Genomic DNA, 26,474 nt, shown 5'->3' on the forward strand with positions numbered 1-26,474 from the left:
CTCTTCAATCCAAAATATTGAATACGTATCAGCAACAAAAAAAGGTAACGTGAAGGCGCTACGGGAAGTAAATCTAAAATGGTGTATTATGAAGTCTTTACAAAAACATTTAAAAGGAAGCAGAACTAAACAAAAAAAGGCAAACGCTCTAGATACAATAAGTAAATCACTAAAAATACCTTCTACTTTTAAAAGAAAGAAAGCTATCTAAAATTTGATATTAATATTAATGCAATCAGTTGTACCAAAAATAAATAGATAGTCGTACAATTTTGACTTTCGCTGATTACTCCATCCATCTAAAAATTTATTTTTTAAAATGTAATATTTCAAAAAAAAGCAATTAATGCTTGGCAAAGTTGTACGAAATTTTTGTCCATTAGCCGGACAAAATGGTGTAGCAAGAGGGTAACACGCTACGCGATGTTACAAGTTTTACTTAATATTTATCATTCTGATTTTCAAATGTTTAAGAGTTAGATATGATATTTAATTTTATGTATTTGCGTCAAACAGCCTGTGAAGACCTGTTATTAGCAATGGATTTGCGTCAAAAACACTAAATCAAAATAAACTCTCCTTGGATAAATTATATAATATGATCCAAGTAAAGAATAAATACACCGTTAAATGGACTATTACAAGCTCAACTAATTTATGGCAATATAATTGAAGGTTAATTTTATAGCACACCTAAATGCAACTAATTGAACTATAGTTAAATAATTCTACTAAAAACTCCTAAAAGAATTTTTACTTGTGATTACCCCTATTAACGCATATTGAAATTTTATTTTTTATTAATAGTAAAAAAATCTCATATATTATTCAACTGATTATTATTATTTCCATTTTTATAAACAAAAATATTAACGTATTAAGTAAACGGTCTATAGTAATACGTTTAAAGATAATGAAATGTGTTATATGGTTAAATAATAATTTTTACTATGCCCATTTATAAAGAATTAGAAAAAAAATTCCTTTTTCTAAAAAGGATAATAACTAATAGAATCACCAATATTAATAGTAATGCCATAACTAAAATTGTTTGTGTCCAAAATGGCTCTGAAAAATGAATGGGAGCATTGTCTCCTGAAAGTACAAACCCTGCCCAATAGAAAGGATGTTGCAGTTTTTCGGTTTTCGTGTTTTTCAGGTAGCCTAATTTAGCTTGTTGAAGTGCTTGGGCCTTACTTTGTCCTTGCTTGAGGTTTTTATAAAAGGACACCATGATTTCTGGAGTTTCTCGATCGGGCGCAGGCCATAGGCTCATGACCGTACTTTTTACCCCAGCATATGTAAATGCTCTTGAAAGACTTTGTATTCCTTCACCTCTTTTTATTTCGCCAATGCCCGTGTTGCAAGCACTTAAAACAGCGAGTTGTGCGGGAATTTTCATCTTATAAAACTCAGGAAGGTAAAGCTTTTCATTGTCCTTAAAAATGAGGCTGGACTTGTCGGGATTGTTCTCGTCCAAGACTGCGTGCATCGCTAAATGTATTACATCATAGCTTGATGCATTTGATACAAAGTTGGTTTTTGTTGCTTCATCCGCCGAAAAAAGCGTTCCGTCAAAAAGCGCATTTATTGTTTTTGCTTCTCTTTCCGCGCCCAACAGCTCGTAATTTCCTTCTCGGACTAGTTCTTTGATGGTTTTGTCTTCAGTATTCGCAGCGAATGACATTTCATATTTTGGTGAAAAGGCTGTAAATTCGGTCGAGGAATCTTCATTGTTTTCGTTTTGGATGCTCCAAAGTTTCAGGGAAGAAGAATAACTTATTTGATAGTTTTCCAACAAAAAGCTTTTGTTTTCATTGATTAAGGTTTCAAAAGGAAGGTAGCCTAAAAACCCATCATTGATAATAGCTAGTTTTTCAAATTTTTCGACAGACATTGGCTCAATCAAAGACGCAAATAACTTTTTTGATTTTTCGAGATAGGAAATTTTACGGTTTTTGAGATCTGAAAGGTAATCGTCAATGGATTTTCGTAATTCTACTTTGTCAATTGGCAGGCGATGCAGTAATAGGTCGTTTTTTGTAATGCTATATCCAAAGACCATTGAATCTGTTACTATATAACGGAGAATCAATTCGTTTTCTCCAATTTGACTTTGTAGACTTTTTAAATCAAAACCCTTCTGTGAAAATTCATAAAAAGAGGGATGGTTTTTCTCTATTTTTGTTTGTCCTGCAGTAATTGCATCGGTGAGTTTCCCCAATTTTATTTCCAAAGAATCTACTGTTGCCCCCGAATTTTTTTCAGCTGCGAATTCGGTTTTTTTCTTTTCTGTGATTAGCGAATCTATTTTAGCCTGAAGCCTTGTACCTTCTATTCCTAAACCCTTTTGATTGTTTAAAAACCGTGACCAAAGCAAATCTGAGTTATTAATTTCCACCCGCTCGGCGGTTTCTTGAAAATGTTCATCCAGCATAGTAGCACATAAAAGCATACCTTCGTTTATTTGACCCTGATAAGTCGCCAATCGGTCATTAAATTTGCCTCCCCGATAGAGCCGTGAGAATATCACCGAAGAAAGATGATAGGCTTTGTAAGCCTCTTCCAAATATTTACTGTCCGATTGCTTTTGGTGCATTTTCAAATAAACCCCTGCAATTTCATTAAGGTTTTGAATGGCATGGAAATTGTTAATTTCTTCATCTTCAGAAAAATAATGCTTCAATACTTTGTTGAAAACAGCAAAAGCTTTGTCGTAATTTTCTTTCCCAAAATATGCATGCCCTAAGTTCTTGCGCATCGTCATAGATTGATTGAATTTTTCAATTTCAGGGTTTTCAAAAGCTAGATCTACATACTGAATAACATCATCCCATTTTTGATTGTCAGCTGCAGCCGTACTCAAAATCCAATAGGCTTGTAACACGCCGAAATTATAGTTGATGCTTTGGGAAAACTTTAGGGCATTAGAATAATATTTTTTCCCTTTCCTGTAATTCCCTGAACGGTGGAAAAGTGAGCCGGTTTCTAGACTGAATTTTGAAAGGGTATTTCGTTCTCTAGCAGAATAAGGTTGGAGCTCTTTCGGCATAACTTCCCTTTGAAAACGGGCATAGACCTGTTCGGCTTCATTAAAATCTTTCCGTGCGGTGGCATATTCCAATTTCCGGTATAAATAAATGCATTTGGCAGCGTTCAAGTTTGGAAAATCTTGATGCTCGTAATTAACAAGGTAGGTTTTATTCTTATTGAAATATGCTGTTAATTTCTCTAACAATTCTTCGGTCTTTTCCATGTCGCCATATTGCTTAAAACCAGATAAATTATTTGCATATTGCTGGAACAACAGAAATTTGTCTTCGGGTCGAACTTTCTCGTAAATTTCCTGTGCCTTAAGCCCGTAATCTAAACCGGTATTAAAATCGGAGGTGAAAGTGTATAAAGTAGAAAGCAACCTACAGTTTTTTGCAGTTTCTACCGAATAATAACCATAGACCTCTGTGGTTTTTTCAATAGCTTTTTTGAAATATGGAATTGCGGTTTCCCATTCTTGCATAAACCATTTAATATTTCCAAGGCCTTGAAAGATTTTGGCTAGTTGTGCTCCATATTTTTCGTCAATATGTTGAGTGAGTGTAAAATCATAGGCTTCTGAAGCCACTTGCCATGCTTTTTTCAAATTCCCAGTGGGTATCAGCACATTGAAATATTCAATATTTATTTCGATCTTTTCTAGGGCTGATGGTTTTTCTATGTCGTTAAACACTTCGATAGCCTCTTCCACCAAGCTCAACATCTCAGTATAATCGGAAGTAAGGTAGGATTCTGTGATTTTTATTTTATAAAGTTGTCTTTTATAGGCATCTGAATCTTTGTCGTCAATGGATTTCAGAATTTCTTTCCGAACAGATATAGTTTCGGCATAAGCTTCATTGGAAAAAAGCAGTTCTGCCTTCTTATTTTTGGGGTTTTGAGCAAATAACGACTGAAAAGAAAAGAAAAGTAAAAGGAGTAACGTAATTTTTTTCATAATGGGGCACCATAATTAGTATACCCAAAGGTAAAAAAAAGACGATGTTATTCTATTTTTTGTAGGATTTCTTTTGCTTGTTTAGCAAGGGGTTTACCCGAAACCTTTACATTTTTTAAATGTAATTTGGCTTTTTCCTTATTTTTCAGTTTCAAATAACCTAGGCCTACATACCATTGTGTAATGGTTTGGTAGTCTTTTGGCTCATTCCAGTTATGTTGCTCTAAGGTGGTTATAGCTTTGCTGGTTTTTCCTACTGCCATTAAACTTACCGACTGGTAAAAAAAAGCATAATCTTCACCAGTTTCTTTATATAATGTTTTAAACAGCTCGGCAGCTTTAGCATAGTTCTCGTTGTCATAATACTGAAAAGCCAAAGCCACCTTACTTTCTTTGGGAGCTTCAGTACCACGAACTGTAGGAGCTATTACATTGGGGTACGCTTCAAAGTTATTGGCGTACAAATCTTGATAATCCGGTTGCGAATTGTAAAAAAAAGAACCAATAACAATAAGGATGGTTATGGCCGCTGCATAAAGATACCACTTGGTTTTGGGGATAGACTTCTGGTTCAGCTGGTTAAATCGCTCTTTTAAGGGAGCGTTTTTTTCTTGGCCGATAGTTTGTTGAACTTCTAGCTGCGCGTAAAAATCTTTCTTAAACGCATTGTCTTCTTCCAGTAAGGTTTTTAACTGTAAAAAGCCCTCTTTTGAAATCTGTCCGTTAAAATAATGCGCTATTAATTCTTCCTTATTCATACCTCTTTTCCACAAGTTCTTTTAAATGTTTTAAACATCTTGATTTTTGGCTTTTCAATACATCTTTAGAGCTGTATTTCAAGTAATTTTGTATTTCATCCAGCGTCAAGCCTTCGTAAAAAAACAGCTCCAGTACTTTTTTACATTTCTTTCCTAAACTGTTAAATGCTTTTTTTAAAACCTTTTGGCGTTCATTACTTAGCGCTATTTCAAAGGTTTGTATTTCTTCGTCTGCATGAATAACTAATTCATCCTCGTAGCTTACCTTATTTTTTTTTGCTTGCTTGTAAATTTTAAACTTCCCGATAGCAAACAAGTACGTTTTTAAGGAGCTAGTCAATTGGTTCAACTTTCCTTTTTGGATGTTTTCATAAAAACTAATAACAGTTTCTTGATACACATCTTCTATATCTTCTTCTGAAATGGAAAACCCCTTGGCAAACAAGAAAAACTCTTCTTTATATGTAAGGTAAACCTTGTCTAAGGCTTTTAAGTCTTTTTGTTTGAGTTGCTTTATTAAATACTGGTCTTCAATCATTAATACTAAGTAGGTTGAAAAGTAAACAAAAACAAAGTTAAACTTTTTACATCTGATATAATGAGGCAACTTAGTAAAATGTATTTGCTACTATTTTTTTTTAAGTTCAACTTACTTATTAGTAGTGTTATAAGTCTTTATTCCAACAATTTTTACCAAAAATGTTTACTTCTCTTTTTTTGCTGTATTAATTGGTAGAGGGTTGAAAATCGAATAGGAAGTAGCCTATAGTTTAATGACTACAACACTAATTTTTAACAAACTAAATAATATGAAGCCTAAAAATTACCCAACACCAAATAAAACAAATCGAAATTATGACATACCCGTATAAACACAAAGCAAGGAAAAAGTCAATTCTCCTTTTCGCTATCTTACTATCTATTGTAGCGTGTAAAAATTCAGACAAATCTTCTTCTGAAGAGGTCGAAATGTCTTCACATAAAAGCACCGAACAGTCACCGTGCCAATTGTTGACTGACTCTGAAATAAAAATTGCATTGGATATCCCTGCTGATGTTGAAACAAACAAGATAAAAAAAAGCACCACATACCCTGTTTGTTATTACAAATGGGAATCCATAAGCTTTCCTCATAAAGTTTTTAATGACCGTATGGCTGATCGCCCTGCCGAAATGAGCATTGTTTGGGCCATAAACGTAAATAAGAAATTATACGAGCAATCCATCTCTGTCTATAAGGATGGCAAGACCATAAATAACGTGGGCGAAATGGCAACGTGGAGCCAAAAAATGGGTCAAATTACCTTTTTAAAAAATGGGAATTTAATTCATGTAAAAGCAAAAACCTCTGCCAATGTAGGTTCTAATAAAACTAAGTCTATAAAAGTGGCCAAACTTTTTGCCGAGAAACTATAACTCAATTTTTAAACTAAATAACAAACTATTATGAAAACAAAAAAATTAATTATCGCTACTGTATTATTTTTTGCAGGCTTTATGGTCTCACAAGCACAAATCGACACCCGTATTGGTGCTGAACTTGCCTACGGTACCGAAATTGAAAACCTAGGGATTGGCGCCAATGCAGAATTTGGTGTGCTTGACAACCTTAGTGTTTCACCAAGTTTTATCTATTACTTGCCTAAGGAAGAAAGCTTTATTACGGTAAACTGGTGGGAAGTGAATGGAAATGTAAATTATTATTTCATGCAGGACGAAGGCTTTCAGCTATATGGCTTGGGAGGGCTTAACTACACCAACGTTAGTGTAGATGCAGATATTGATTTTGGTGAATTTGGCAACTTTTCTAGTAATGCTTCAGATGGACGGTTTGGACTTAACGTCGGTGCTGGAGCTAACCTAGATTTAGGGAGTAGCATCATGCCATTCGCAGAATTGAAATATGTTATCATAGACGGGGGACAGCTTGTACTGTCAGCCGGTGTTAAATTCAGTATTTAATCAACAAAATTAGGATCGTTTAACTCCCCTAAAAACAATTAAAACTTTAAAATTATATTTATGAAAATCTTAAAATCAACACTTTTAGCCCTTTTGGTAATAAGTGTATTCTCGTGTAGTAAAGACGATGATAATCCAAACTCAGGTAATCAGTCGCCTGACAGTTTTAACCTAATAACAGTGCCTGATGGCGCCACCGATGTAGATTTAAACCCCACTTTTTCGTGGGAACCTGCAATAGATCCTGATGGTGATGCCGTGAGTTATGATGTATATCTTGATACTGAAAACCCGCCAACTACAGTGGTTGCTTCAGATTTAAGTGACATTACTTACACGCTACAGGATAATTTAAATGCTGGTGAGACCTACTATTGGGCGGTCAAGGCTAAAGATGGTAATCAAGGAGAGACATTGAGCAACGTAGCCTCATTTGTAACTTTGGACCAGCCAGCTCCTATTGTATTGAGTTGTGACTCATTTCAAAGGAACAATGCTGATGCTATTACTCTACTTGAGAATAGAAACAGCGATGTAGATTATATTATTGACTGCGTAACTTCGGTAGAATTAGACCTAGAAATTGAACCAGGAGTAGTTATTGAGTTTGCTGATGGAGCAGGAATGAAAATTAGAGACGATGGATCATTGAATGCTGTTGGAACCCAAAATGACCCCATAATATTAAGTGCAACTACAAAGATAAAAGGAGCTTGGAAAGGAATACTCTCTAGCAGTGAAAGTGTAAAAAATCAATTTGAGTATGTAAATATTGAATATGCAGGTGATGGTGGTTTGACCAGTAATAGTGAGCCAGCCAGTTTAATTTTAGCATCTGAAGCATATTTTAGATTAAATAATGTAAGCATAAAGAACGGATTAAATAATGGTATAGCGGCCACAGCTTATAATTATAATGTCGAAATTAATAATTGTACGATCACAAATACAGATATACCAATTTATACCATTCCTATTGTAGCCAGCAATATTTCCGGAGGCGATTTTACAGGAAATAATACTGATGTCATAAGATTAACTGGTACTGGTGTGCAATCTATTAACGAATCTCAAACTTGGAATAATTTAGGAGTACCCTATAGAATGGCAAGCGATCTAGTAATTATAGATGGCGCAAAATTTACCATCGAACCGGGGGTTATTATTGAATTTGAAGATACAAAAGGTATTGAAATTGATAAACTGTTTGATGAAGGAAGTGCCATCATTGCCGTGGGAACAGAAGCAAAACCGATAACTTTTACAGGAGTCACTAAAGTATCTGGTGCTTGGAGCACAATTTCCGTTCGCCGCACTACCTCTGTTCAAAATAAAATAGATAACGTTTTAATTGAGTATGCTGGCGGTGCAGGAGCTGGTGGTGCTATTGAAATGTGGGTAGATCCAGTGTTAAGTGTTACAAACACAACTTTTAAAGATATTGATGCTTGTGCATTATATAACCGGTATGGACCAACTAATCCAAACCTTACTGAAGGTGATAATACCTTAGTAAATGTAAACGGTGGCTATATGTGTCATGATTAAATAATTAAAATCATTACCTATAAAAATTCTCACTAAATTTTTACCCTGTGCCAATTTCAATTGGACTTGGCACAGGTTTTTATCTTAACTTTTGTTGCATAGTTAATTATACTTGATAACCAAGTGTTCATTATTAAAATGTGATGGAGGGGGTATAAGAAATTATAAATCAAAATTAAATTAATTATTATGAAAACAATATTTACATTTTTAAGTATGCTACTCTTTACAGTAGCAATGGCACAGGACAAAGTTTTTGTGCACACGGCAACAACAGGCAATATTAGTCTTGATGCCACCGAATTGGACCATCCCGACCTCAACGGTAATCCCAGTGCTATCATTATGGTTACGCATAACCTTAACTATGGTGGAGTACAGTACAACGACCATGTAACGGGTACCTTTTATAACAATGGTACATCTAGATGGATGGTGTACAATGAAAACAATGACCCTATGGTAGAAGGCTCGTCTTACAATATTTATATCATTGATGGTGGTGATGGGGATGGCGTAGTGGCATCTGGAACTGACTATAGAGTTAGAGTGAATAACCCGAGCATTAATGGTAACCCAGATGCCATAATTCTATATGCCAACTATTACAATACTTTTCAAGTACGCAACGATAATAATTACGGGGTGTATTACGATACTGGCGACGAGTATTGGTATGTATTTAATGAAGATACCGATGAAAATATTCCTGCTCAAGCTGCTTTCGATGTATTAATTGGTGAAGGCACTGGAGAGGCCACGGCTTTTAAACATACAGCTACAGCTGGGAATATATCTTCCAACTATACCGTAATAGACCATCCAAGCCTAAACGGAAAGCCGGAAGCCTATCCCGTTATTACCCACAATTGGGGAGTTGCTGGAGATCTTAGTAATGTATTATTAGATCATACTATAGGGGCCTGGTACGATGGTAGTAAATGGAACATATATACCGAAGACATCTCCGCAATGCCAGAAGATACCATGTTTAATATATATGTTGCCGATGAAGTATTAGGAGTTAGTGATAACGAAACCATCGCTGAAATAACCTCATACCCGAACCCAACAACAGAAGAAGTTACTTTCAGTTCAAAAGAAATAATTTCAAATATTATTATTTACAATTTATTAGGACAAGAAGTAAAACAAATAATTGGAGACAACAGTAACAGCTTTACTATAAATATATCTGAACTTTCAGCAGGCAACTATATTGCAAAGGTTCAAGCCGGAAAAGCAGTTAAATCTATAAAGCTAATCAAACAATAATTTGGTGTAATTTTTGGCCTGTGTCAACAACGTATGGGGTTGGCGCAGGTTTTTTAAATAAGAAAACATTTTACTTAGTGAAATGCTTTAATTATAGAGATATATTAATTAGGTCTAAAAATAAAAGTATAATTACCTAAAAACTCAGATTTAAATGAATTTAATGAATAATAATTGTCAAAATAACATACTAAAATAGCTAATATTAACTCTTCTTCTCTTGTAAATGGGATTATTTCATTTGAATATATTTTAAATACAAATTAATGTTATAATACTATTCTTATTTTACTTCTATATTAAATAATCGTTTTTTTTAAAATCTCCATATTATCACTTACCTTTCGTTCTACTACACACGCATAAATTTGAGTAGTAGATAGCTTTCTATGTCCCAAAAGTTTTGAAACCGTTTCTATTGGCACCCCGTTAGAAAGGGTTACCGTGGTTGCAAAAGTATGTCGGGCTATATGGAAGGTAAGTTTCTTTCGGATGTTTAATATTCTGGCAATCTCCTTCAAGTATTCATTGACTTTTGGTTGGAATAAGCAGGCAACAACAAACCAGTTATTTTTTCTTGTGATTTATATTTAAACAAAATCTCTTGTATTTTTGGGAGAATAGGCTTTTTCACAGGTGTTGCTCTTTTTTCTCTTGCAGTGTATATCCATTGATTTCATCTATGCCCCAAACAATATGATCTGTTGTAAAGTGTTTTACATCAATGTAGGAAAGACCGGTAAAACAAGAGAAAATAAATATATCACGCGTCTTGGATAAAGTGAACTTCTTGGAATCTAAATTAATAATCTGATCCAACTCACACTTGCCTAAAAATTCCCGCTCAACTCTGGTGAATTTCAGTCTGAATTTAGCAAAAGGATCTTTTTGAATCCATTCTAATCTCTGAGCTAGATTGAATAGTTTTTTTTAATCGCTCTAAATGTTTCATAAACCCTTATTAGATGGAGTAGGCCGGTGAAGTTTGTAAAAAATGTTCAAAACAAACTATAAAACGATAGTTGATTTGCTTTAGATAGATATCATCAGACTTTAAGCTGCTATTTAAAAAACTCATAGAGATACTTTTCAATAGTACATAACTCTTATGTGTTCCGGGTTTGAGAACTGTTTTCATGAAAGAGAGCAAACGATTGCTTTCGGCGACTGTAAATTCACGAGCTATTGCCGCTTCCAAGAGCCCGTCCGATATTTTTGTCGAACTTTACAAAGGCAACCCAATACAATTTTTCTTCTTCCTTAGAATAGCTTCCATGGTAGTCTCTCCAAGCTTTTGCTTTTAATTCGTAAAGTTGGGCCTTTTTAACTCAGCAAGTATTAAAATGGAAACGCCCAAAAGGGCCGATCAAAACACTTATTTTATAGACTATCAAGACACCCAAGCCGTGATTTTGGGCATAACCTATAATTTTGGAAACCAACAGGTAAAAAACAATCCAGGTAAATACAAATAGAGGAATAAGAACGGTTGTAACCTCCACACTTTCCAGAAGTAACTTGATTACTATAATTCAAAGGCTTTCAGCATTTCTCTAAAAAGTACATTTTTTTGTTAACTTTGACAACTGTCTTATTAGAATCTGATGCTTCTATCGAAAAATAGGGCAAGAATATTCTTTAAGTGTCTACATTAATAATTCCTAGATTAAACCTTAATTTTTTGAGAAAAACGGCGCATTATATTTTATTTTTAGTAGTAATATACGGGTGTTGCATGCCGTTATTTGCTCAAGAAAGGGTATCTCGTGTTTATACGCCAAACGACGGTTTGTCTGGAGCATACATAGGCCATATTGACCAAGATTCACAAGGGTATATTTGGTTTAGCGGTGATGCTAGTTTGAGCCGGTATGACGGGCATGAGTTTAAAAATTATATTGGCGGCAAAGACCTTACGGGAAAACGGATATTTGATAGTCACGAAATGCCTAATGGAGAACTCTATGTAATTGCAGTGCCTGCAATTGACGCTATTAAAAAAGACGGTAGGGTAAGAAAAGGTGTCATTCAGCTTGCCCCTCATATTTATGAATTTTACCCGCAAGAAGATGGTAGTGTTTATGCTACTTCCGCAGGAGACCTCGGCTTGTTTGAGCTTAAAAAAGATACTCTTGTCCGTTGGAGCCAAACAGGAAAAATACCAGAAGAGGAGGTTTATTTCCCCAATGCATACCTTAAGTTGTCCGATTCGCTCCACTTAGTGGGTGGGCAATTTTATATTAGCGAAAACAAAGCAAAACAATCCATCTACCCTAGTTTGCTGTTACTGAACAATAGGGGCGACACCTTGGCCTATGACGACAAAAACCAGTCTAAACTCGTACAACGTTTATACAAAGATCGACAAGACCGTATTTGGGTCTGTGGTCGTGAGGGGTTACACCTGTTTAACCCCAATGTAACCTTGGAAACTTCTCCAGAGGACATGTATTTACCTCTACCAGCCGAGTTTGATCGTTCGGAACTTACTGATGTTTATATTATCGATATGCTGCAAGACCGCAACGGCAATTATTGGTTTGCTACAAAAAAAGGCTTGGTAAAAGTAGGACCAAAAAATAACTTTTTTGTTTATGGACGTAAAGAAGGATTACCTTCTAGCGTAGTTATTGATTTGTGTGAAGACCGAGAAGGGAATATATGGGCCGCTACCTCTGATGGGGCCGCAAAAATATCTTTGGGCGGGAACCATTTCTATTTAACAAAAAAAGATGGCTTGTATAGCGACTTTATTATAGACCTGTTACCAGGGGGCAACGACGTGCTCTACGTTTCCACTACGAAGGGGGACAAAGGAGCGGTGCAACAACTGGAGTTGAGCTCTGGGGAACTCAAAACCTGTATAGAGGGTCAAGGGGCTTATAACTTGATAAAGCCGGGTGACGGAAAGGTCTATCTCTCCAAAGGAGAAGGAAGGACTATGCAGCAACAGCTTTTTGAATTTGATACCATAACAGGCCTTGTGGGACATAAAGTTTTTGATGTCAAAAAAGATTGGGTGTACAAAACAGCCATAGCGGCAGACGATAAAGGCTACTTCTTTACCGGATCCACCGAGCTGCAAGTGATACCTCCTCATAACGGAATGCAATATCCCCTTAAAGTACCTTCTTTACAAGGGCAAATAAGCCACGTTAAACTTGATTCACAAGGCCGTCTGTGGGTGGGAAACCTTCACAATCAGTTGTTCCGTCTTACGCTTTCTTATAAAGATGATGGCACCATTAAAGTGGAGAAGGTCGATAACTTAAGTCACCTTATAAAAGGCTATGTTATAGAAGAGCTTTTTTTTGACCAAAATAAAACACTTTGGGTAGGAACCGAATCAGGCGATTTGTTGCATATCGAGAAATCGAACAAGTATAATGAAGCTTTTGTCTATCCCAGGCTATCGGCTGCTTATGGAGAAACAAGCCAACTCAATGAGGATAGTAACGCCGTGATTTGGAACACCTCCTCCACCGGAATTTATAAATACACTCCCCAACAAAGTGAAACAGGAGAAAAAGGACAAACTACCTATCGGTCTTTTGATTTTGGAAAAGCAAACACACTTAGCAATTGGGTAAGCACCCCGGTATTTCAAACCGGAAATAATGAATATTACGCCGGCACCTCAAACGGTCTGCTCTTTTTTAAAGACAACCAAACAGATACCTTGCCCCCGCCACGAGTAATCCTTACCCAAGCTGCAGTAAACGACAGTTTGCTTTACGGTTTTGGTGAAGAAAAGCAGCGTTTAAAAGATCACCAAAACAACTTAAATTTTATGTTTTCGGCCCTTTCGTTTACAAATGAAGAAGCTGTGGAGTACAGTTACCGGTTGGTAAGTCGAAATGCCAAAAAAAACGCTTTGGGCTGGAGTACTCCGTCTGGTCAAAACATAGTAAACTTTGCCAACTTAAAGCCCGATAATTATATTTTTGAAGTACGTGCCTTAGGCCTTAACGGAAAATGGGGACGTCCTACCATAGCAACTTTTAGCATTGCTCCGCCTTGGTATCAAACGTGGTGGTTTACCCTGCTTTGGATTTTGGCAGTTGCTTTGGCCGTTTACAGTATTTTTAAAATGCGTTTACGGAGCATAACCCGCCGGAGAGCCAACCAAAAACTGAGGGAAATGGACTCCTTTAAGTCACATTTTTTCGCTAATATTTCACACGAGTTCCGCACGCCGCTTACTTTGATAACTGCCCCGGTGGAAAAATACTTGAGCCAACCTAACCTCCCAGTCGAACAGAAAAAGACTTAACTACCATAAACCAAAATGTAGACCGCCTTTTGGGCTTGGTCGACCAGTTGCTCGATTTATCGAAACTGGAGTCAGGACACAGAAAACTACAAGTCGAAAAAGGTGATTTGTACCGTTTGATGTGCCAGTTGGCCGGTGCGTTCCGGTATCAAGCAGAACAAAAACAGATTGATTACTCCGTGGAACTGGAAGAAACCGATGTGGTTTGGTTTGACCGTGACATTGTAGAAAAATCCATCATCAACCTTTTGGGCAATGCTTTTAAATATACCGTCAAGGGTGGAAGTATCATTTTTTCTTCGGAACGGAGAAACGGAACTTTTACACTCTCAGTAGAAAATACGGCCCTGCATTTTTCAGAAGAAAAAATGAAACAGCTTTTTAACCGTTTTCACCAAGAGGACGAGAATGTCGAGGGCACGGGCATAGGTTTGGCCTTAGTGAAGGAGTTAATCGCACTTTCTCACGGCACTATTTCTGTGACCAACACAGGAACGGACAAGGTGCGTTTTACCCTTGCTTTTCCTATTGAAGAAAAGGCTTACGCCCCTGAAGAACGTATTGAAAAAAGCACGGAAACACTTCCGAAATTAGAAGTGAAGAGCATTAAGGAGATATCGGTAGAAGAAAGAACGGCTGCTAAAAAACCGTCCCAAAAACTGAACGAAGACAGCCGTATCTTACTCGTGGTAGAAGACAATGCTGACCTGCGGGCTTATTTGTGCGATATTTTTTCAGACGCTTTTGCCGTGATTGAAGCTCAAGATGGGGAAGAAGGCTGGGAAAAGGCCTTGAAATGGGTGCCCGATATGGTTATTTCAGACGTGATGATGCCCAAAAAGACTGGATTGGAACTTTGTGATGACCTCAAGACCGACCCCCGCACTAGCCATATTCCCGTAGTGTTGCTCACGGCCAAAAGTGGTGAGGAAAATCAAAATACCGGACTGCAAACCGGAGCCGACGACTACATTGCCAAACCATTTAAGACCAAAAACCTAAAGCAGAAGGTGCAAAACATTATTGCCACGCGGCAACGTTTGCGCGAACGTTATCGCCAAGAAATAGTGCTGATGCCAAAAGACCTGGCCTTTTCTTCAACAGACGAGGATTTTCTCAAAAAGATACAGGACGTATTAGAAGAGGAACTTACCTCTCCCAATTTTGGCCCTGATGCATTTAGCAAGGAATTGGGAATGAGCCGTATGCAGTTGCACCGCAAACTCAAATCACTTACAGGGCAATCTACTTCGGTCTTTATCCGTAACCAACGATTAAAACTTGCCGCCAAGCTGTTGAAAAAGTCTGATACCAATATAGCGCAGGTAGGTTATGCTGTGGGATTTAGTTCGCCGTCCTACTTTTCACGCTCCTTTAAAAAAGCCTACGGGCAGAGCCCGAAAGAATTTTCTGGGCGGTAAATAACTTTATGGTTTGTCATTAATAAAGAGGTATGGGTTGTGGGTTTTGGTACTTCAAGTCTTACCTTCGGCGCTCTAAGCACCAATCACCACAGAGCATTTTTCTTCCATCTTAGTGTTCTGCATTTCCATTTTTATCCTTTTTGAGCCATTGACTTAGGGACAAAAGTTAAATACTCATACCGTCTTGATTGTTAATGTATTAATAGTTATTCTGTTACAATACTACACGTGTTTGTTACAATAGTGTAGGCGTTTAAAAAAAAGTGCAAGTATCTGTTACAATAGTGAAAGCCTTCTGCCTCGGCACACTACTACTTTTGGAGCAACAAAAACGCAAAGGGAATCCTGGATTTTGAAAAAATACAAGTGCAAAAGCGAATCAGAAACCTCCTTAGGTCACCTTCAGGAGCAGGACATTTATATCAATGTGGATTATATAGAACAAGGGAATCACACATTGAACATAGTACATAAAAACAAGGTGGTGGTGCAGGTATCTTTTCAAATAAAATAATTGATTTTTCCTATTGTACTAACCAACCATGGAAGAATGGTTTAAGAAGATTTAAAAAATAGAAGAACGAATAGAAAATTAAATAACTGAAAACCTAAATACAATGAAAACAACTACAATTTTAAAACAAGTAATCTTGCTTTGGGCTTTATGCTTCGGTATAGGCATCAATGCTCAAGATGTGTATATAGCCGGTTATGACAATGCTGGCTCATCTGAGGACGTTGCTCAAATCTGGGACGGAGATGGTGCCGAGCATCAGCTTACCGATGGAAACTATCGTGCTGGAGCCCTTGATATATTTGTCTATGAGGGCGATGAATACGTGGCAGGATATGAAGAAAACGGTTCAAGGTATGTTGCTAAATTATGGAAAAACGGGAATGAACAAATCCTTACCGATGGTAGTGACTTTGCTGGAGCCAGTTCAGTCTTTGTTTCCGATGGTGATGTATATGTGGCAGGACACGAGTTTATTGGTGAATATTATGTTGCTATCGTATGGAAAAACGGAATAGCTCAAAACTTGACCGATGGTTCAACTGAAGGTATAGCTTATTCGGTATTTGTATCCGGCAGCGATGTATATGTGGCGGGACATGAAGGCTACGAAACAAATGTTGCCATGCTATGGAAAAACGGAACGCCACAAGCCCTTAGCGATGGTTCAACCGACGCTGTGGCCAGATCCGTATTTGTTTCTGGTAGTGATGTCTATGTGGCCGGCTATGAAGACAACGGAACACATGATATCGCCAAACTATGGAAAAATGGCAATGCACAAAACCTGACCGATGGGTCTTCAACAGCTAAAGCCAATTCCGTATTTGTTAATAATGGTGATGTGTACGTGGCTGGCTATGATGGAGATGACCCCAAACTATGGAAAAATGGAGTGCCGGAACCATTAAGCATAAATAGTGCTTTTGACGGCGCAGAGGCTAAATCGGTGTATGTTACTGGCAATGATGTTTATGTAGCGGGCACTTCAACTGCAACTAATGGTAATGATGAATGTACGTTCGCTACGTTATGGAAAAATGGGACTATAGTTGTTACTAGCTTCGCTTGTCCAGAAAATAATGCCATGAATTCCGTATTTGTGGATGATGGGCAATTGGGCACCGAGAACCTAGAAAATCCGAAAAACCTGTTTAGCCTGTACCCCAATCCGGTAGAGGACGTATTGCATATCCAAATGCAAGAGCCCACTAAATTACAATTGTACAGCCTACAGGGACGGTTACTGAAAGAAATAGAAGGCGGTGGTCAAGATATCCAATTAGATATGAGCGGCTTAGCTTCCGGGGTGTATTTTCTGAACAATAAAAACGGGGATAGCCGTAAAGTGGTAAAAGAATAAGGATGAGGATTGGCCATTTTTGGGGAAAGATAGCAAATGGTAAATGAGCCTGCCTTACCAAACTATCAGGCAAGCAGACTCAAAATTACTATCGTTGCTGCTTTTCTCAATTTCCAATACTTAATACGCAATACGAATTTATAAAACCAATATCATGGCATTAGACAATTTAATAAGCATCAGCTTTACCGAAGCAGAACTGGAACAAATAAACCAAAACATTGCCCAGATCAAACAAGTGCTGGAAGGAAAGGTAGTGAACCTTACTCCTGAAGAGTGCCAACAATACGGCTCTGTGGCCGACCGAAATAAAATATTGGTCAACAAGTGCAAAGATTATATGGAGCAAGCCCCGGAGACCCTCCCCGGCACGGTGGAGAAAACCGAGTTTGATGCCGATTATGTGGCACGCAAGCAACTGGAAAGCCCCTTTCACGAACTCAACCGTATTGCAGAAAAATTGAACGATACCAAGATATTGTTAGATCACGACAATTTTCACAACGCCATAGCCTATAGGGGCAAAACAACCCGCCCTGGGAACGTTCCAGGCCCACCGATGCCCCGTCGGGGAAATGTGAAGGGACATTTACTTGAATTCCTTACAAGGAACATTGAATACCGGAAACAGAAAACAAATATCAATTATTGAACAGTAAAAAAAACCATAATTAAAACACCCCCTCCCCAAGCTTTGGCATTAAAAACAAACAACAATGAAACTAAGATTAACTAAAGAACAAGTAATTATGAAAAATGCAATTACCCTTTTACTGTGTTCCCTCTTTGTTTTTACGGGGATGGCACAAACAGCTTCCAGTGGAACGCAAATGGATGTTCCAGAAAGAACAACAGAACTAAAAGCGCTGTACCAACAGGCAAAACAACTTGAAAACAATGGTACGGCGGCAGAGATCAACGCCAACCGTCTTGCCATTAAAAATGCTTGGCAAGAGGTAAATCCTGCGATAGCCGCACTCTATAAACCAGTGGAAACCGGCAATTTGAACGGGCTAACAATTCTAGAAAATGAAATTAGCACAGAAGATGCCCAGCCCATTGCCCGATCCCCAGAAGATTGGGGCACCGATATCCTTATTCACGATGATTTTGTTGACGGATTGGATATGGACGTAACCGGCGATGGCGATATTTATATTACCAGCTATAAAAACTTAGTTGGTGGAGGTGTTGACGTTAACACATATCGATCGCTCAACGGCGGTATTAGCTTTTCTTTATGGAAATCCATCAGCTTTGGTAACATCAACCTCTTAAAACTACAAACAATTTTGATGGACGGAAACGGTGAGGAGTATTTGCTTCTTTATACATTGGGCGATAATGGCATACTTTCTCCCATTAGATTGAAAATAAGCAACGGCAATATTGAAGCTGGCCCTGCCATAGTAGGTAATTTAACCGATTTTAGCATGGACCGCAACTACCCCATCAATACCAGCAACCAGCGTATTTTTGCTATCTATTTAAAAGAAGATACGGCCTGTTCTGAAGGGGGGCGGCTATTTTCCGCAAGGAGTACGGCAGGCAGTTATGGGTTTGACTGGCTAGATGAAACAGAAATACCTGTATGTGCAAAACAGGTTGACTTTGCTTATGGTAGGGACGGCGGTTGCTACACCACGTTTATAGGGGGTAACTCTGGCAAATTGTATGCAAATTTTAACCCTAATTATAACGATCCGGGCTCATGGGCTGGAGATGAAGTGATAATTAATCCATCTTCAAACCAAGAACTTTCAGAACCTACCATTAGGGCAGCGAGAAAAATCCCTGCCAATGACCACGTTATTATTGGGGTGTCCCTTTTTTCACAATCAATCGGTAAGGTAAGTAACGAAACCCTTTTAAGAGAAAATGGCGGTTCTTATTCGTCCATAAGCACCATAACCCCCTCTAATGATGGTGATTTTTTACATATAGATGGTTGGGTGCGCCGGCAAAACACTGTAGATGTAATACAAACAGCCTATCTCAATACAGATAATACCGCAAACAATATAGCGGTATCCCGTACCTATGAAGGCGATGGTACTTTTGAAAGTTCTGAAATAGTTTCAGACCCTAATATCGATGTTTTTGAAGGCCTTCCCACTGTAGTTGCCGAAACAGCAGACGGAGAACCCTGTATGGCTTACGCCAGCACCAGTAGCGATGGCACCCGGGGCTATGGTCTTTATTTTGATAGTAGATCTACCTTAGGTGTAGGGAAAAACAAAATAGACCACATAACCATGTACCCAAACCCAGCAAAGGATATTGTAAACCTTAAAACAGAAAACACGATTGAAAACATTTCAATCTATTCGCAATTGGGGCAAAAAGTGATACAGGTTTCCCCTGGGCAAAAAAATACAGCCCTCAATGTTACATCACTTGCCACAGGAAGTTATTTTGTAGAAATCACCACGACCACACATCAAACCGTGGTCAAACAGATTGTCAAAAAGTAACAAAACAAACTGAAGCCATGACAAACCTTTATAAATCTAAAACCATGAAAAAGACGTTAGTCTTATTAGCTATTTTAACCTACACGTTCGCATGTAAAAACTCAGAAAAATCTTCTGCTGAAGAGATTGACGCTAACTCGCATACAAGCATAGAACAGTCACCGTGCGAAGTATTGAGCGATATTGAAATAAAAATTGCATTAGCCATTCCTGCAAATGCTGAGACGAGTAAGGTAAAAGAAAGCACCCAATACCCTGTCTGTTATTACAAATGGGAATCCATAACGTTTCCATACGAAGTTTTTAATGGCCGCATGGCCGATCACCCTGCTGAAATGAGCATTGTTTGGGCCATAAACGTAAATAAGAAACTATACCAGCAATCTATCGCTGTCTATAAGGATGGCGAAACGATAAATAACGTAGGTGAAATGGCAACTTGGAGCCAGAAAATGGGTCAGATTACCTTTTTAAAAGATGGGAATTTAATTCATATAAAAGCAGAAACCTCTGCCAATGCAGCTTCTAATAAAGCTAAGTCTTTAAAAGTGGCCAAACTTTTTGCCGAGAAACTCTAACTTAATTTTAAAATTAAATATTAAATCTATAATGAAAACAAAAAAATTATTTTTCGCCACAGTATTATTTTTTGCAGGCTTTATGGCCTCGCAGGCCCAGATTGATACCCGTATTGGTGCTGAACTTGCCTACGGTACCGAAATTGAAAACCTCGGGATTGGTGCCAATGCAGAATTTGGCGTGCTGGACAATCTTAGTATTTCGCCAAGCTTTATTTATTACCTGCCCAAAGAAGAAAGCTTTATCACGGTAAACTGGTGGGAAGTCAATGGAAATGTAAACTATTATTTCTTGCAGAATAAAAGCTTTCAACTCTATGGTCTGGGAGGGCTAAATTACACCAATGTTAGTGTGGATGCAGATATTGATTTTGGTGAATTTGGCAACTTCTCCAGTGATGAATCAGACGGGAGGTTTGGCCTTAACCTCGGTGCAGGCGCTAACTTAGACTTAGGAAGTAGCATCATGCCTTTCGCAGAGTTAAAGTATGTTATTATAGACGGCGGACAGCTCGTGCTAGCAGCCGGTGTTAAATTCAATATTTAAAGAATTATGACTGTTTAACTCCCCTAAAAACTTTTAAAAATTCAAAAAATATTATGAAAACTTTAAAATCAACACTTTTAGTCCTTTTGGTAGTAAGTGCATTCTCATGCAATAAAGATGATGGCGACCCAATCCCAGATAACCCTGATAATAATGGTGAAAGTTCCTACAGCATAACGTTAAACGGTACAGAATATTCCAATTTTTGGGATTCAGAGGGAGAACATGAAGGCCAAGCAATATTCAGCACCTATGTTGATAACAGTGCTGGAAATAAAGGATTGTCATTAAACCTTGCCGATGAAGATAATGTAGTGGTGATTGACGCTGGGTTAACGTTAAAAAATAATGGTCAACCCTTTCCCATGTCACACCCTTCCGAAGGATGGAACGAAAGTTCAGAATTTTCCTTGGTAACAATATCAGTAGGTGATAAAGATTATGTTGCGGAATCTGGTACGGCCACAATAGCTAATTTAGAAACGAAGGTGATAACCGGAGTCGCAGGAATAGCAGCTTACGATCTGGAAATAGAGGGCAGTTTTAACGATCTTGACATGGAAGAACAAGGGGTTCAAATTACGGCCACCGTTCATATTCAACCAAATTTTATTCAATAAGATATTTAAAAAATCGAGATTGTTTAACTCCCCCTAAAAACTTTTAAAAATTCAAAATCAAATTTATGAAAACATTAAAATCAACACTTTTAGCCCTTTTGGTAATAAGTGTATTCTCATGTAGTAAAGACGACGACAGTCCAAATCCGGGCAATCAAGCACCGAGCAGTTTTAACTTGATAACGGTGCCCGATGGTACTACCGATGTAGATTTAAAACCCACTTTTACCTGGGAACCCGCAATAGATCCTGATGGCGATGCCGTAAGTTATGATGTATATCTTGACACTGAAAATCCGCCTACCACAGCGGTTGCTTCAGGTTTAAGCGACATTACGTACATGCCACAGGATAATTTAAATCCTGACGACACCTATTATTGGGCGGTCATGGCCAAAGATGGTAATCAAGGAGAGACCTTGAGCAATGTAGCTTCATTTACAACGAAAGAAGAAATAGCTCCTATTGTACTGGATTGCAATTCTTTTCAAAGCAATAATAATGATGCTATACTTTTATTAGAAAACAGAATCGATGGCGTAGATTATATTATTGATTGTGTAATTCCTGTTGAAATTGACCTAACAATTGAACCAGGAGTGGTCATTGAGTTCGCTGATGCAGCAGGGATGAATGTTAAAGAATCAGGATCTGTAAGTGCAATTGGTTCTCAAAGTGCCCCAATAACCTTTACTGCTTTAACTAAAACAAAAGGAGCATGGAAGGGTATTATTTCTAGCAGTGAAAGTGTTAAAAATCAGTTTGATTATGTAACCATCGATTATGCCGGAGGTGGTACTTTAGGTGGAAATAATGAGTCTGGAAGTTTAATTTTTAGACCAGGTATTTATTTCAGACTAAATAATGTATCAATAACAAATGGAGCGACCAATGGTTTAAAAGCCACTTGGTATGATTATAATGTAGAAATTAATAACTGTACAATAACTGGCTGTGATACACCTATATACGCAGAAGCCAATGTTGCAAGCCATATTTCTGGCGGAGATTTTACTGGAAATACTATTGACGCCATTCGATTAATTGGCGATGCAGGATCCAGAAAAATTGGAAATTCTCAAACTTGGAAAAATTTAAGCGTCCCTTATAGGATTGCTGAAAGTTTATCCATAGAAGATGGTGCCAAGTTCACTATAGAACCGGGTGTTGTTGTCGAGTTTGAAGACGGCAAAGGGATAACATTAGACAAGACCTTTAACGATGGCAGTGCTCTAGTTGCTGAAGGAACACCAGAAAATCCAATTGTATTTACTGGGGTAACCAAAGCACCAGGAGCTTGGCATTCTATTTCTATTCGCCGGACTTCTTCCGTACAAAATAAAATAGATAATGTTTTAATTGAGTATGCTGGTGGTGCAGGAGCCGGTGGTGCTATTGAGATGTGGGTAGATCCAGTGTTAAGTGTTACGAACACAACTTTTAAAGATGTTGATGCTTGTGCATTATATAACCGTTATGGACCAGCCAATCCAAACCTTACAGAAGGTAATAATACTTTAGAAAATGTAAGTGGGGGTTATATGTGTTCAGAATAGTATTGAATCTAATTGTTAAGAAAAGTACCTCTGTGTGGTGGAGTAAAAACTACTCCTCAAAAATCCAGAGGTGCTTAATATAGGAAAGCATAAAAATATTTTTTTTGAAAAGTTGAATAACGAAATTATAGCATTTCTGAAAATATTTGAATGAAAATTATTATCAATAAAAAACTCCCCTTTGTTAAGTTAGTTTTTTATTCTTACCCTATGCCAATTTCAATTGGACTTGGCACAGGTTTTTTATTTTAACCTTTGTTGCACAGCTTATAACACCTGATAATTAAGTGTTTATAATTGTGGGGTGACGGGGGTAAAAAAATTATATCTCAAAAATTAAATTAATTATTATGAAAACAATATTTACATATTTAAGCTGCTTGCTTATAACAATGGTAGGCTTTTCACAGACCGATACCGCTACAAACGGTACAGCGTTTCAGGTGCCCGAACGTACCGCGGAGCTTCAACAATTGTACGACCAAGCAAAAACTCTGGAGACTACGGGGACTGCTGCAGAGATTAACGCCAACAGGTTGGCAATTAAAGCCGAGTGGCAGAAAATCAATCCAGAAATCGCCGCCTTGTACAAACCGGTGGCCAACAATGGGACTTTTATAGGAATAGGCGACGGTACACCCTATGTGCCATCCGTAATAAAAAAACGCCCAGAAATTACACCCACTCGAGATTGGGGCGACGATAATTTAATTCGTGAGGGTTTCATTGATGGTGTAGATATGGTAGTGACCCTAGATGGGGATATTTATATAGGCGTCTATGAAAATGAAATAGATTTTGGAGGGTCCGAAGACCATATCTATATTTATAAATCTACCGATGATGGTGCTTCTTTTAACTTATGGAAAGATGAGCCTGTTACCGTGCCTATTCGTGGGATGCAATTGATTTCCATTGATGGTAATGGTGATGGTTACCTAATTGCCTATACCCTATTTGATGATGAAGCATTTATAGCATTACGATGGGATTTTGCTACAGCAACCTTTGACGTATCACTCGTAGCTACCGATGTGAAAGATTTCTCTATTGATCGTAATTACCCAAGCGACACATCCCAACAAAGGGTTTTTGCTACGTACCTTAAAGACGATGGAGGTGGAGAACTTGTGTATTCTGCAAGAAGTACCGCCGGTAGTTATGGGTTCGACTGGGTGGACGAAACCAATGTCGATAATGTCTTTGGTGCACAAATAGACTTTGCCTACGGCTTAAATGGTGCTACCTATACCACCTATACTGGCGGAAGCAGCGGCAACCTGTATGTAAATGTAAACAACGACTACAACGATCCCGCTTCATGGACACCCCGCGAAACATTAGAAGATGGCAGCAACCAGGAAACCTTGAACCCCTCTATTGCAGCGGCTAGAAAAGGATTGACAGAAGACAAAGTAATTATATGGGCTTCGGACCGCGCCACGGGATCAAGCGATAATTTTAACGGGGTAGGTTACCTGCGCGAAAACGAGGGAACTTTTTCTATATTTAGTAATTTTGATTCAGGCGGTGCCGACTGGAACATAGCCCATACCGATGCTTGGGTACGTAAGGGGAATGGTGTCGAAACCATCCGCACTTCATATGTTCGAGACCGTATCGATGATATGGAAAACGACACAAACCGATCACTTACTTTCAATGGAACCGATTTTGATGCGTTTGAAGCAGTGGGCGATTCAGATATAGATGTTTGGGATGGCTTTGCCTCCGCTACTGCAGAAACCAATGATGAAAAACCTTGTTTTGCCTTTGCAGGAACATCGAGCGATGGACTTTATGGAGAAAATCTCTATTTTGATGCCAAAAGAGAAATATTGAGTACGCAGGATATTGAATTTGACCACCTGTCCGTTTATCCGGTTCCTGTAAAGGAAAACTTGTATATAGATGCGATTAACCCTATTGATACGGTACGTATATTTTCAATATTGGGCAAAAAGGTGCTGGAAACAGACCCAAGTCTTGCGAAAATACAGATCAATACTGCCTCATTAAAAAAAGGCGTGTATCTGATGCAAATTGAATTTGACGGAAAAATCAAAACTCAGAAAATCATAAAACAATAATTTTGGTTTGAATTTTTGTCCTGTGCCGACAACGCATGAAGTTGGCACAGGTTTTTTTAAATTAATACAAGTATATTGGTAAATTTGATAGGTTTTAAAAATAAAACAAGACATAAATTTCTTCAAATGGAAAAAAACAATTATCTGAAATTAAATAGGAATTCTAAAATAGCCAATGTAAATGATATTATTTCCTCTGAACTGTATTTTCCACAAGAATATAAATAGTAATATTATATTATCATTATAAATTTATTTTTCAATTCAACAACCGCTTTTTCAAAATATCCATATCATCACTTACCTTTCTCTCCACTACCCGCGCATAGATCTGTGTGGTAGATAACTTAGTATGCCCTAAAAGTTTTGATACCGTTTCTATAGGGACCCCATTAGAAAGTGTTACTGTGGTTGCGAACGTATGCCGTGCTATATGAAAGGTTAGTTTCTTTCGAATGTTTAATATTTTGGCAATCTCTTTTAAGTATTGATTGATTTTTTGATTAGAGTAAACAGGTAGCAATAAATCGGTTATTTTCTCTTGTTCTCTGTATTTAATTAAGATTTCTTTTGCTTTGGGAAGAATAGGAATTTTTACGGGGGTAGCTGTCTTTTCTCTTGCGGTATGTATCCATTGATTTCCATCTATTCCACGTACTATATCGTCTTTGGTAAGATGCTTTACATCAATATAGCATAAGCCTGTGAAACAGGAGAAAACAAATACATCACGAGTTTTGGCTAAAGTAGTTTTATTAGTTTCCAAATTGATAATTCTTTCTAACTCCAATTCATCTAAAAATTCACGCTCTACCTTTGTGAATTTTAATTTAAATTTGGCAAAAGGATCTTTTTGAATCCATTCTAGCCTTTGTGCCAAATTGAAGAGCTTCTTTAACCGCTCCAAATGTTTCATAACTCCGTTATTAGATGGTGTAGGACGGTGAGTTTTGGATTTGAAGGTGCGTAAGAAGTGCTCAAAGTCCACTATAAAACTGTAGTTAATTTGTTTTAGATAAATATCATCGGTCTTTAGTTTACTCTTTAAAAACTCATAGAGATATTTTTCTGTTGTAACATAATTCTTAAGTGTTCCAGGCTTAAGGACAGTACCCATATTTGCTTTATGATAATTGAGAATATCAGAAATTTTTTTCGACACATCGTCAATACCTAAGTATCTTGCTTTAATAGCCTGTGCACTTAATATTTTATTTTCATCTTGTAACTGGCGGAAAGACTCATAGATTTGATTATAAGTCCTATCAATAGACCTGTTTACTTGAATGCTTTCAGCACTGCTACCAATTAGGCGATTCTTTTGTTCGTCCCATAGATCACGGGTAATTCTACGTTGTAGACTTAATTCTATACGATCACCGTTTAAAGTGATTCGTGCATAAAGTGGTGCAGTTCCATTTTTTGTTTTGCTCGTTTTTAGGATAAAGGTAATCCCAAAGGTCACCGGATTGTTCATAATTTATTCGTTTTCAAGTTAGAC

Annotated in this window: 20 protein-coding genes; 15 read left to right on the forward strand and 5 right to left on the reverse strand. The window is 37.6% G+C overall.

The annotated features are described in order from the left end of the window. Positions 1-958 precede the first annotated feature (958 nt). Genes AACZ92_RS02590 through AACZ92_RS02600 form a run of 3 tightly spaced genes read right to left on the reverse strand, consistent with a single transcriptional unit; the run spans position 959 to position 5,287 of the window. The gene (locus AACZ92_RS02590; RefSeq protein ID WP_339696792.1) at positions 959-3,991 is read right to left on the reverse strand and encodes a CHAT domain-containing tetratricopeptide repeat protein; all 3,033 of its coding nucleotides are present in this window, start codon (positions 3,989-3,991) and stop codon (positions 959-961) included. Positions 3,992-4,038: 47 nt separating this feature from the next. Further along, positions 4,039-4,749: a hypothetical protein gene (locus AACZ92_RS02595; protein WP_339696794.1), complete on the reverse strand. Its 711-nt coding sequence runs from the start codon at positions 4,747-4,749 to the stop codon at positions 4,039-4,041. Continuing rightward, a complete protein-coding gene (locus tag AACZ92_RS02600; protein ID WP_339696797.1) occupies positions 4,742-5,287 on the reverse strand; it encodes a sigma-70 family RNA polymerase sigma factor in 546 nt (181 codons plus the stop codon). The genes AACZ92_RS02595 and AACZ92_RS02600 overlap by 8 nt, the downstream gene beginning before the upstream one ends. Positions 5,288-5,604: 317 nt before the next feature. Here AACZ92_RS02600 and AACZ92_RS02605 point away from each other — a divergent pair, with 317 nt between their 5' ends. From AACZ92_RS02605 to AACZ92_RS02620, 4 genes are all read left to right on the forward strand, one after another. Then, entirely contained in the window at positions 5,605-6,165 is a 561-nt protein-coding gene (locus AACZ92_RS02605; protein ID WP_339696799.1) for a hypothetical protein, read from the forward strand. A 30-nt stretch (positions 6,166-6,195) separates the two neighbouring features. Then, positions 6,196-6,711 (forward strand): outer membrane beta-barrel protein, encoded by a 516-nt coding sequence (locus tag AACZ92_RS02610; RefSeq protein WP_339696802.1) that lies wholly within the window; start codon positions 6,196-6,198, stop codon positions 6,709-6,711. 60 nt (positions 6,712-6,771) lie between these two features. Continuing rightward, positions 6,772-8,259 (forward strand): hypothetical protein, encoded by a 1,488-nt coding sequence (locus AACZ92_RS02615; RefSeq protein WP_339696804.1) that lies wholly within the window; start codon positions 6,772-6,774, stop codon positions 8,257-8,259. A 189-nt stretch (positions 8,260-8,448) separates the two neighbouring features. Further along, complete coding sequence (locus AACZ92_RS02620) at positions 8,449-9,534, forward strand: T9SS type A sorting domain-containing protein (protein WP_339696806.1); 1,086 nt, start codon at positions 8,449-8,451, stop codon at positions 9,532-9,534. Positions 9,535-9,833: 299 nt separating this feature from the next. Here the strand turns inward: AACZ92_RS02620 and AACZ92_RS02625 are convergent, their stop codons facing one another. Then, positions 9,834-10,055 carry a tyrosine-type recombinase/integrase gene (locus AACZ92_RS02625; RefSeq protein ID WP_339696809.1) on the reverse strand — a complete coding sequence of 74 codons (222 nt, stop codon included), beginning with the start codon at positions 10,053-10,055 and terminating at the stop codon, positions 9,834-9,836. Positions 10,056-10,877: 822 nt separating this feature from the next. Between AACZ92_RS02625 and AACZ92_RS02630 the strand changes: the two genes are divergently transcribed. From AACZ92_RS02630 to AACZ92_RS02680, 11 genes are all read left to right on the forward strand, one after another. Continuing rightward, positions 10,878-11,009 carry a hypothetical protein gene (locus AACZ92_RS02630; protein ID WP_339696811.1) on the forward strand — a complete coding sequence of 44 codons (132 nt, stop codon included), beginning with the start codon at positions 10,878-10,880 and terminating at the stop codon, positions 11,007-11,009. Between the two features lie 206 nt (positions 11,010-11,215). Next, entirely contained in the window at positions 11,216-13,807 is a 2,592-nt protein-coding gene (locus AACZ92_RS02635; RefSeq protein WP_339696813.1) for a two-component regulator propeller domain-containing protein, read from the forward strand. Between the two features lie 29 nt (positions 13,808-13,836). Beyond that, entirely contained in the window at positions 13,837-15,228 is a 1,392-nt protein-coding gene (locus AACZ92_RS02640; RefSeq protein ID WP_339696816.1) for a response regulator, read from the forward strand. A 620-nt stretch (positions 15,229-15,848) separates the two neighbouring features. Next, a complete protein-coding gene (locus AACZ92_RS02645; RefSeq protein WP_339696819.1) occupies positions 15,849-17,108 on the forward strand; it encodes a T9SS type A sorting domain-containing protein in 1,260 nt (419 codons plus the stop codon). Between the two features lie 154 nt (positions 17,109-17,262). Next, a complete protein-coding gene (locus AACZ92_RS02650; protein WP_339696821.1) occupies positions 17,263-17,760 on the forward strand; it encodes a hypothetical protein in 498 nt (165 codons plus the stop codon). 64 nt (positions 17,761-17,824) lie between these two features. Next, the gene (locus AACZ92_RS02655) at positions 17,825-19,582 is read left to right on the forward strand and encodes a T9SS type A sorting domain-containing protein (protein WP_339696824.1); all 1,758 of its coding nucleotides are present in this window, start codon (positions 17,825-17,827) and stop codon (positions 19,580-19,582) included. Between the two features lie 44 nt (positions 19,583-19,626). Beyond that, entirely contained in the window at positions 19,627-20,160 is a 534-nt protein-coding gene (locus tag AACZ92_RS02660; protein ID WP_339696826.1) for a hypothetical protein, read from the forward strand. 82 nt (positions 20,161-20,242) lie between these two features. After that, entirely contained in the window at positions 20,243-20,707 is a 465-nt protein-coding gene (locus tag AACZ92_RS02665) for an outer membrane beta-barrel protein (RefSeq protein ID WP_339696829.1), read from the forward strand. A 53-nt stretch (positions 20,708-20,760) separates the two neighbouring features. Then, the gene (locus AACZ92_RS02670; RefSeq protein ID WP_339696831.1) at positions 20,761-21,327 is read left to right on the forward strand and encodes a hypothetical protein; all 567 of its coding nucleotides are present in this window, start codon (positions 20,761-20,763) and stop codon (positions 21,325-21,327) included. A gap of 65 nt (positions 21,328-21,392) precedes the next feature. Further along, positions 21,393-22,883: a fibronectin type III domain-containing protein gene (locus AACZ92_RS02675; protein ID WP_339696833.1), complete on the forward strand. Its 1,491-nt coding sequence runs from the start codon at positions 21,393-21,395 to the stop codon at positions 22,881-22,883. A 350-nt stretch (positions 22,884-23,233) separates the two neighbouring features. After that, a complete protein-coding gene (locus AACZ92_RS02680; RefSeq protein ID WP_339696836.1) occupies positions 23,234-24,973 on the forward strand; it encodes a T9SS type A sorting domain-containing protein in 1,740 nt (579 codons plus the stop codon). A 259-nt stretch (positions 24,974-25,232) separates the two neighbouring features. Here the strand turns inward: AACZ92_RS02680 and AACZ92_RS02685 are convergent, their stop codons facing one another. Next, complete coding sequence (locus AACZ92_RS02685) at positions 25,233-26,450, reverse strand: site-specific integrase (protein ID WP_339696838.1); 1,218 nt, start codon at positions 26,448-26,450, stop codon at positions 25,233-25,235. Between the last annotated feature and the right edge of the window lie 24 nt (positions 26,451-26,474).

Origin of the sequence: uncultured Marixanthomonas sp., assembly GCF_963974425.1 — a bacterium.
Classification (GTDB): domain Bacteria; phylum Bacteroidota; class Bacteroidia; order Flavobacteriales; family Flavobacteriaceae; genus Marixanthomonas.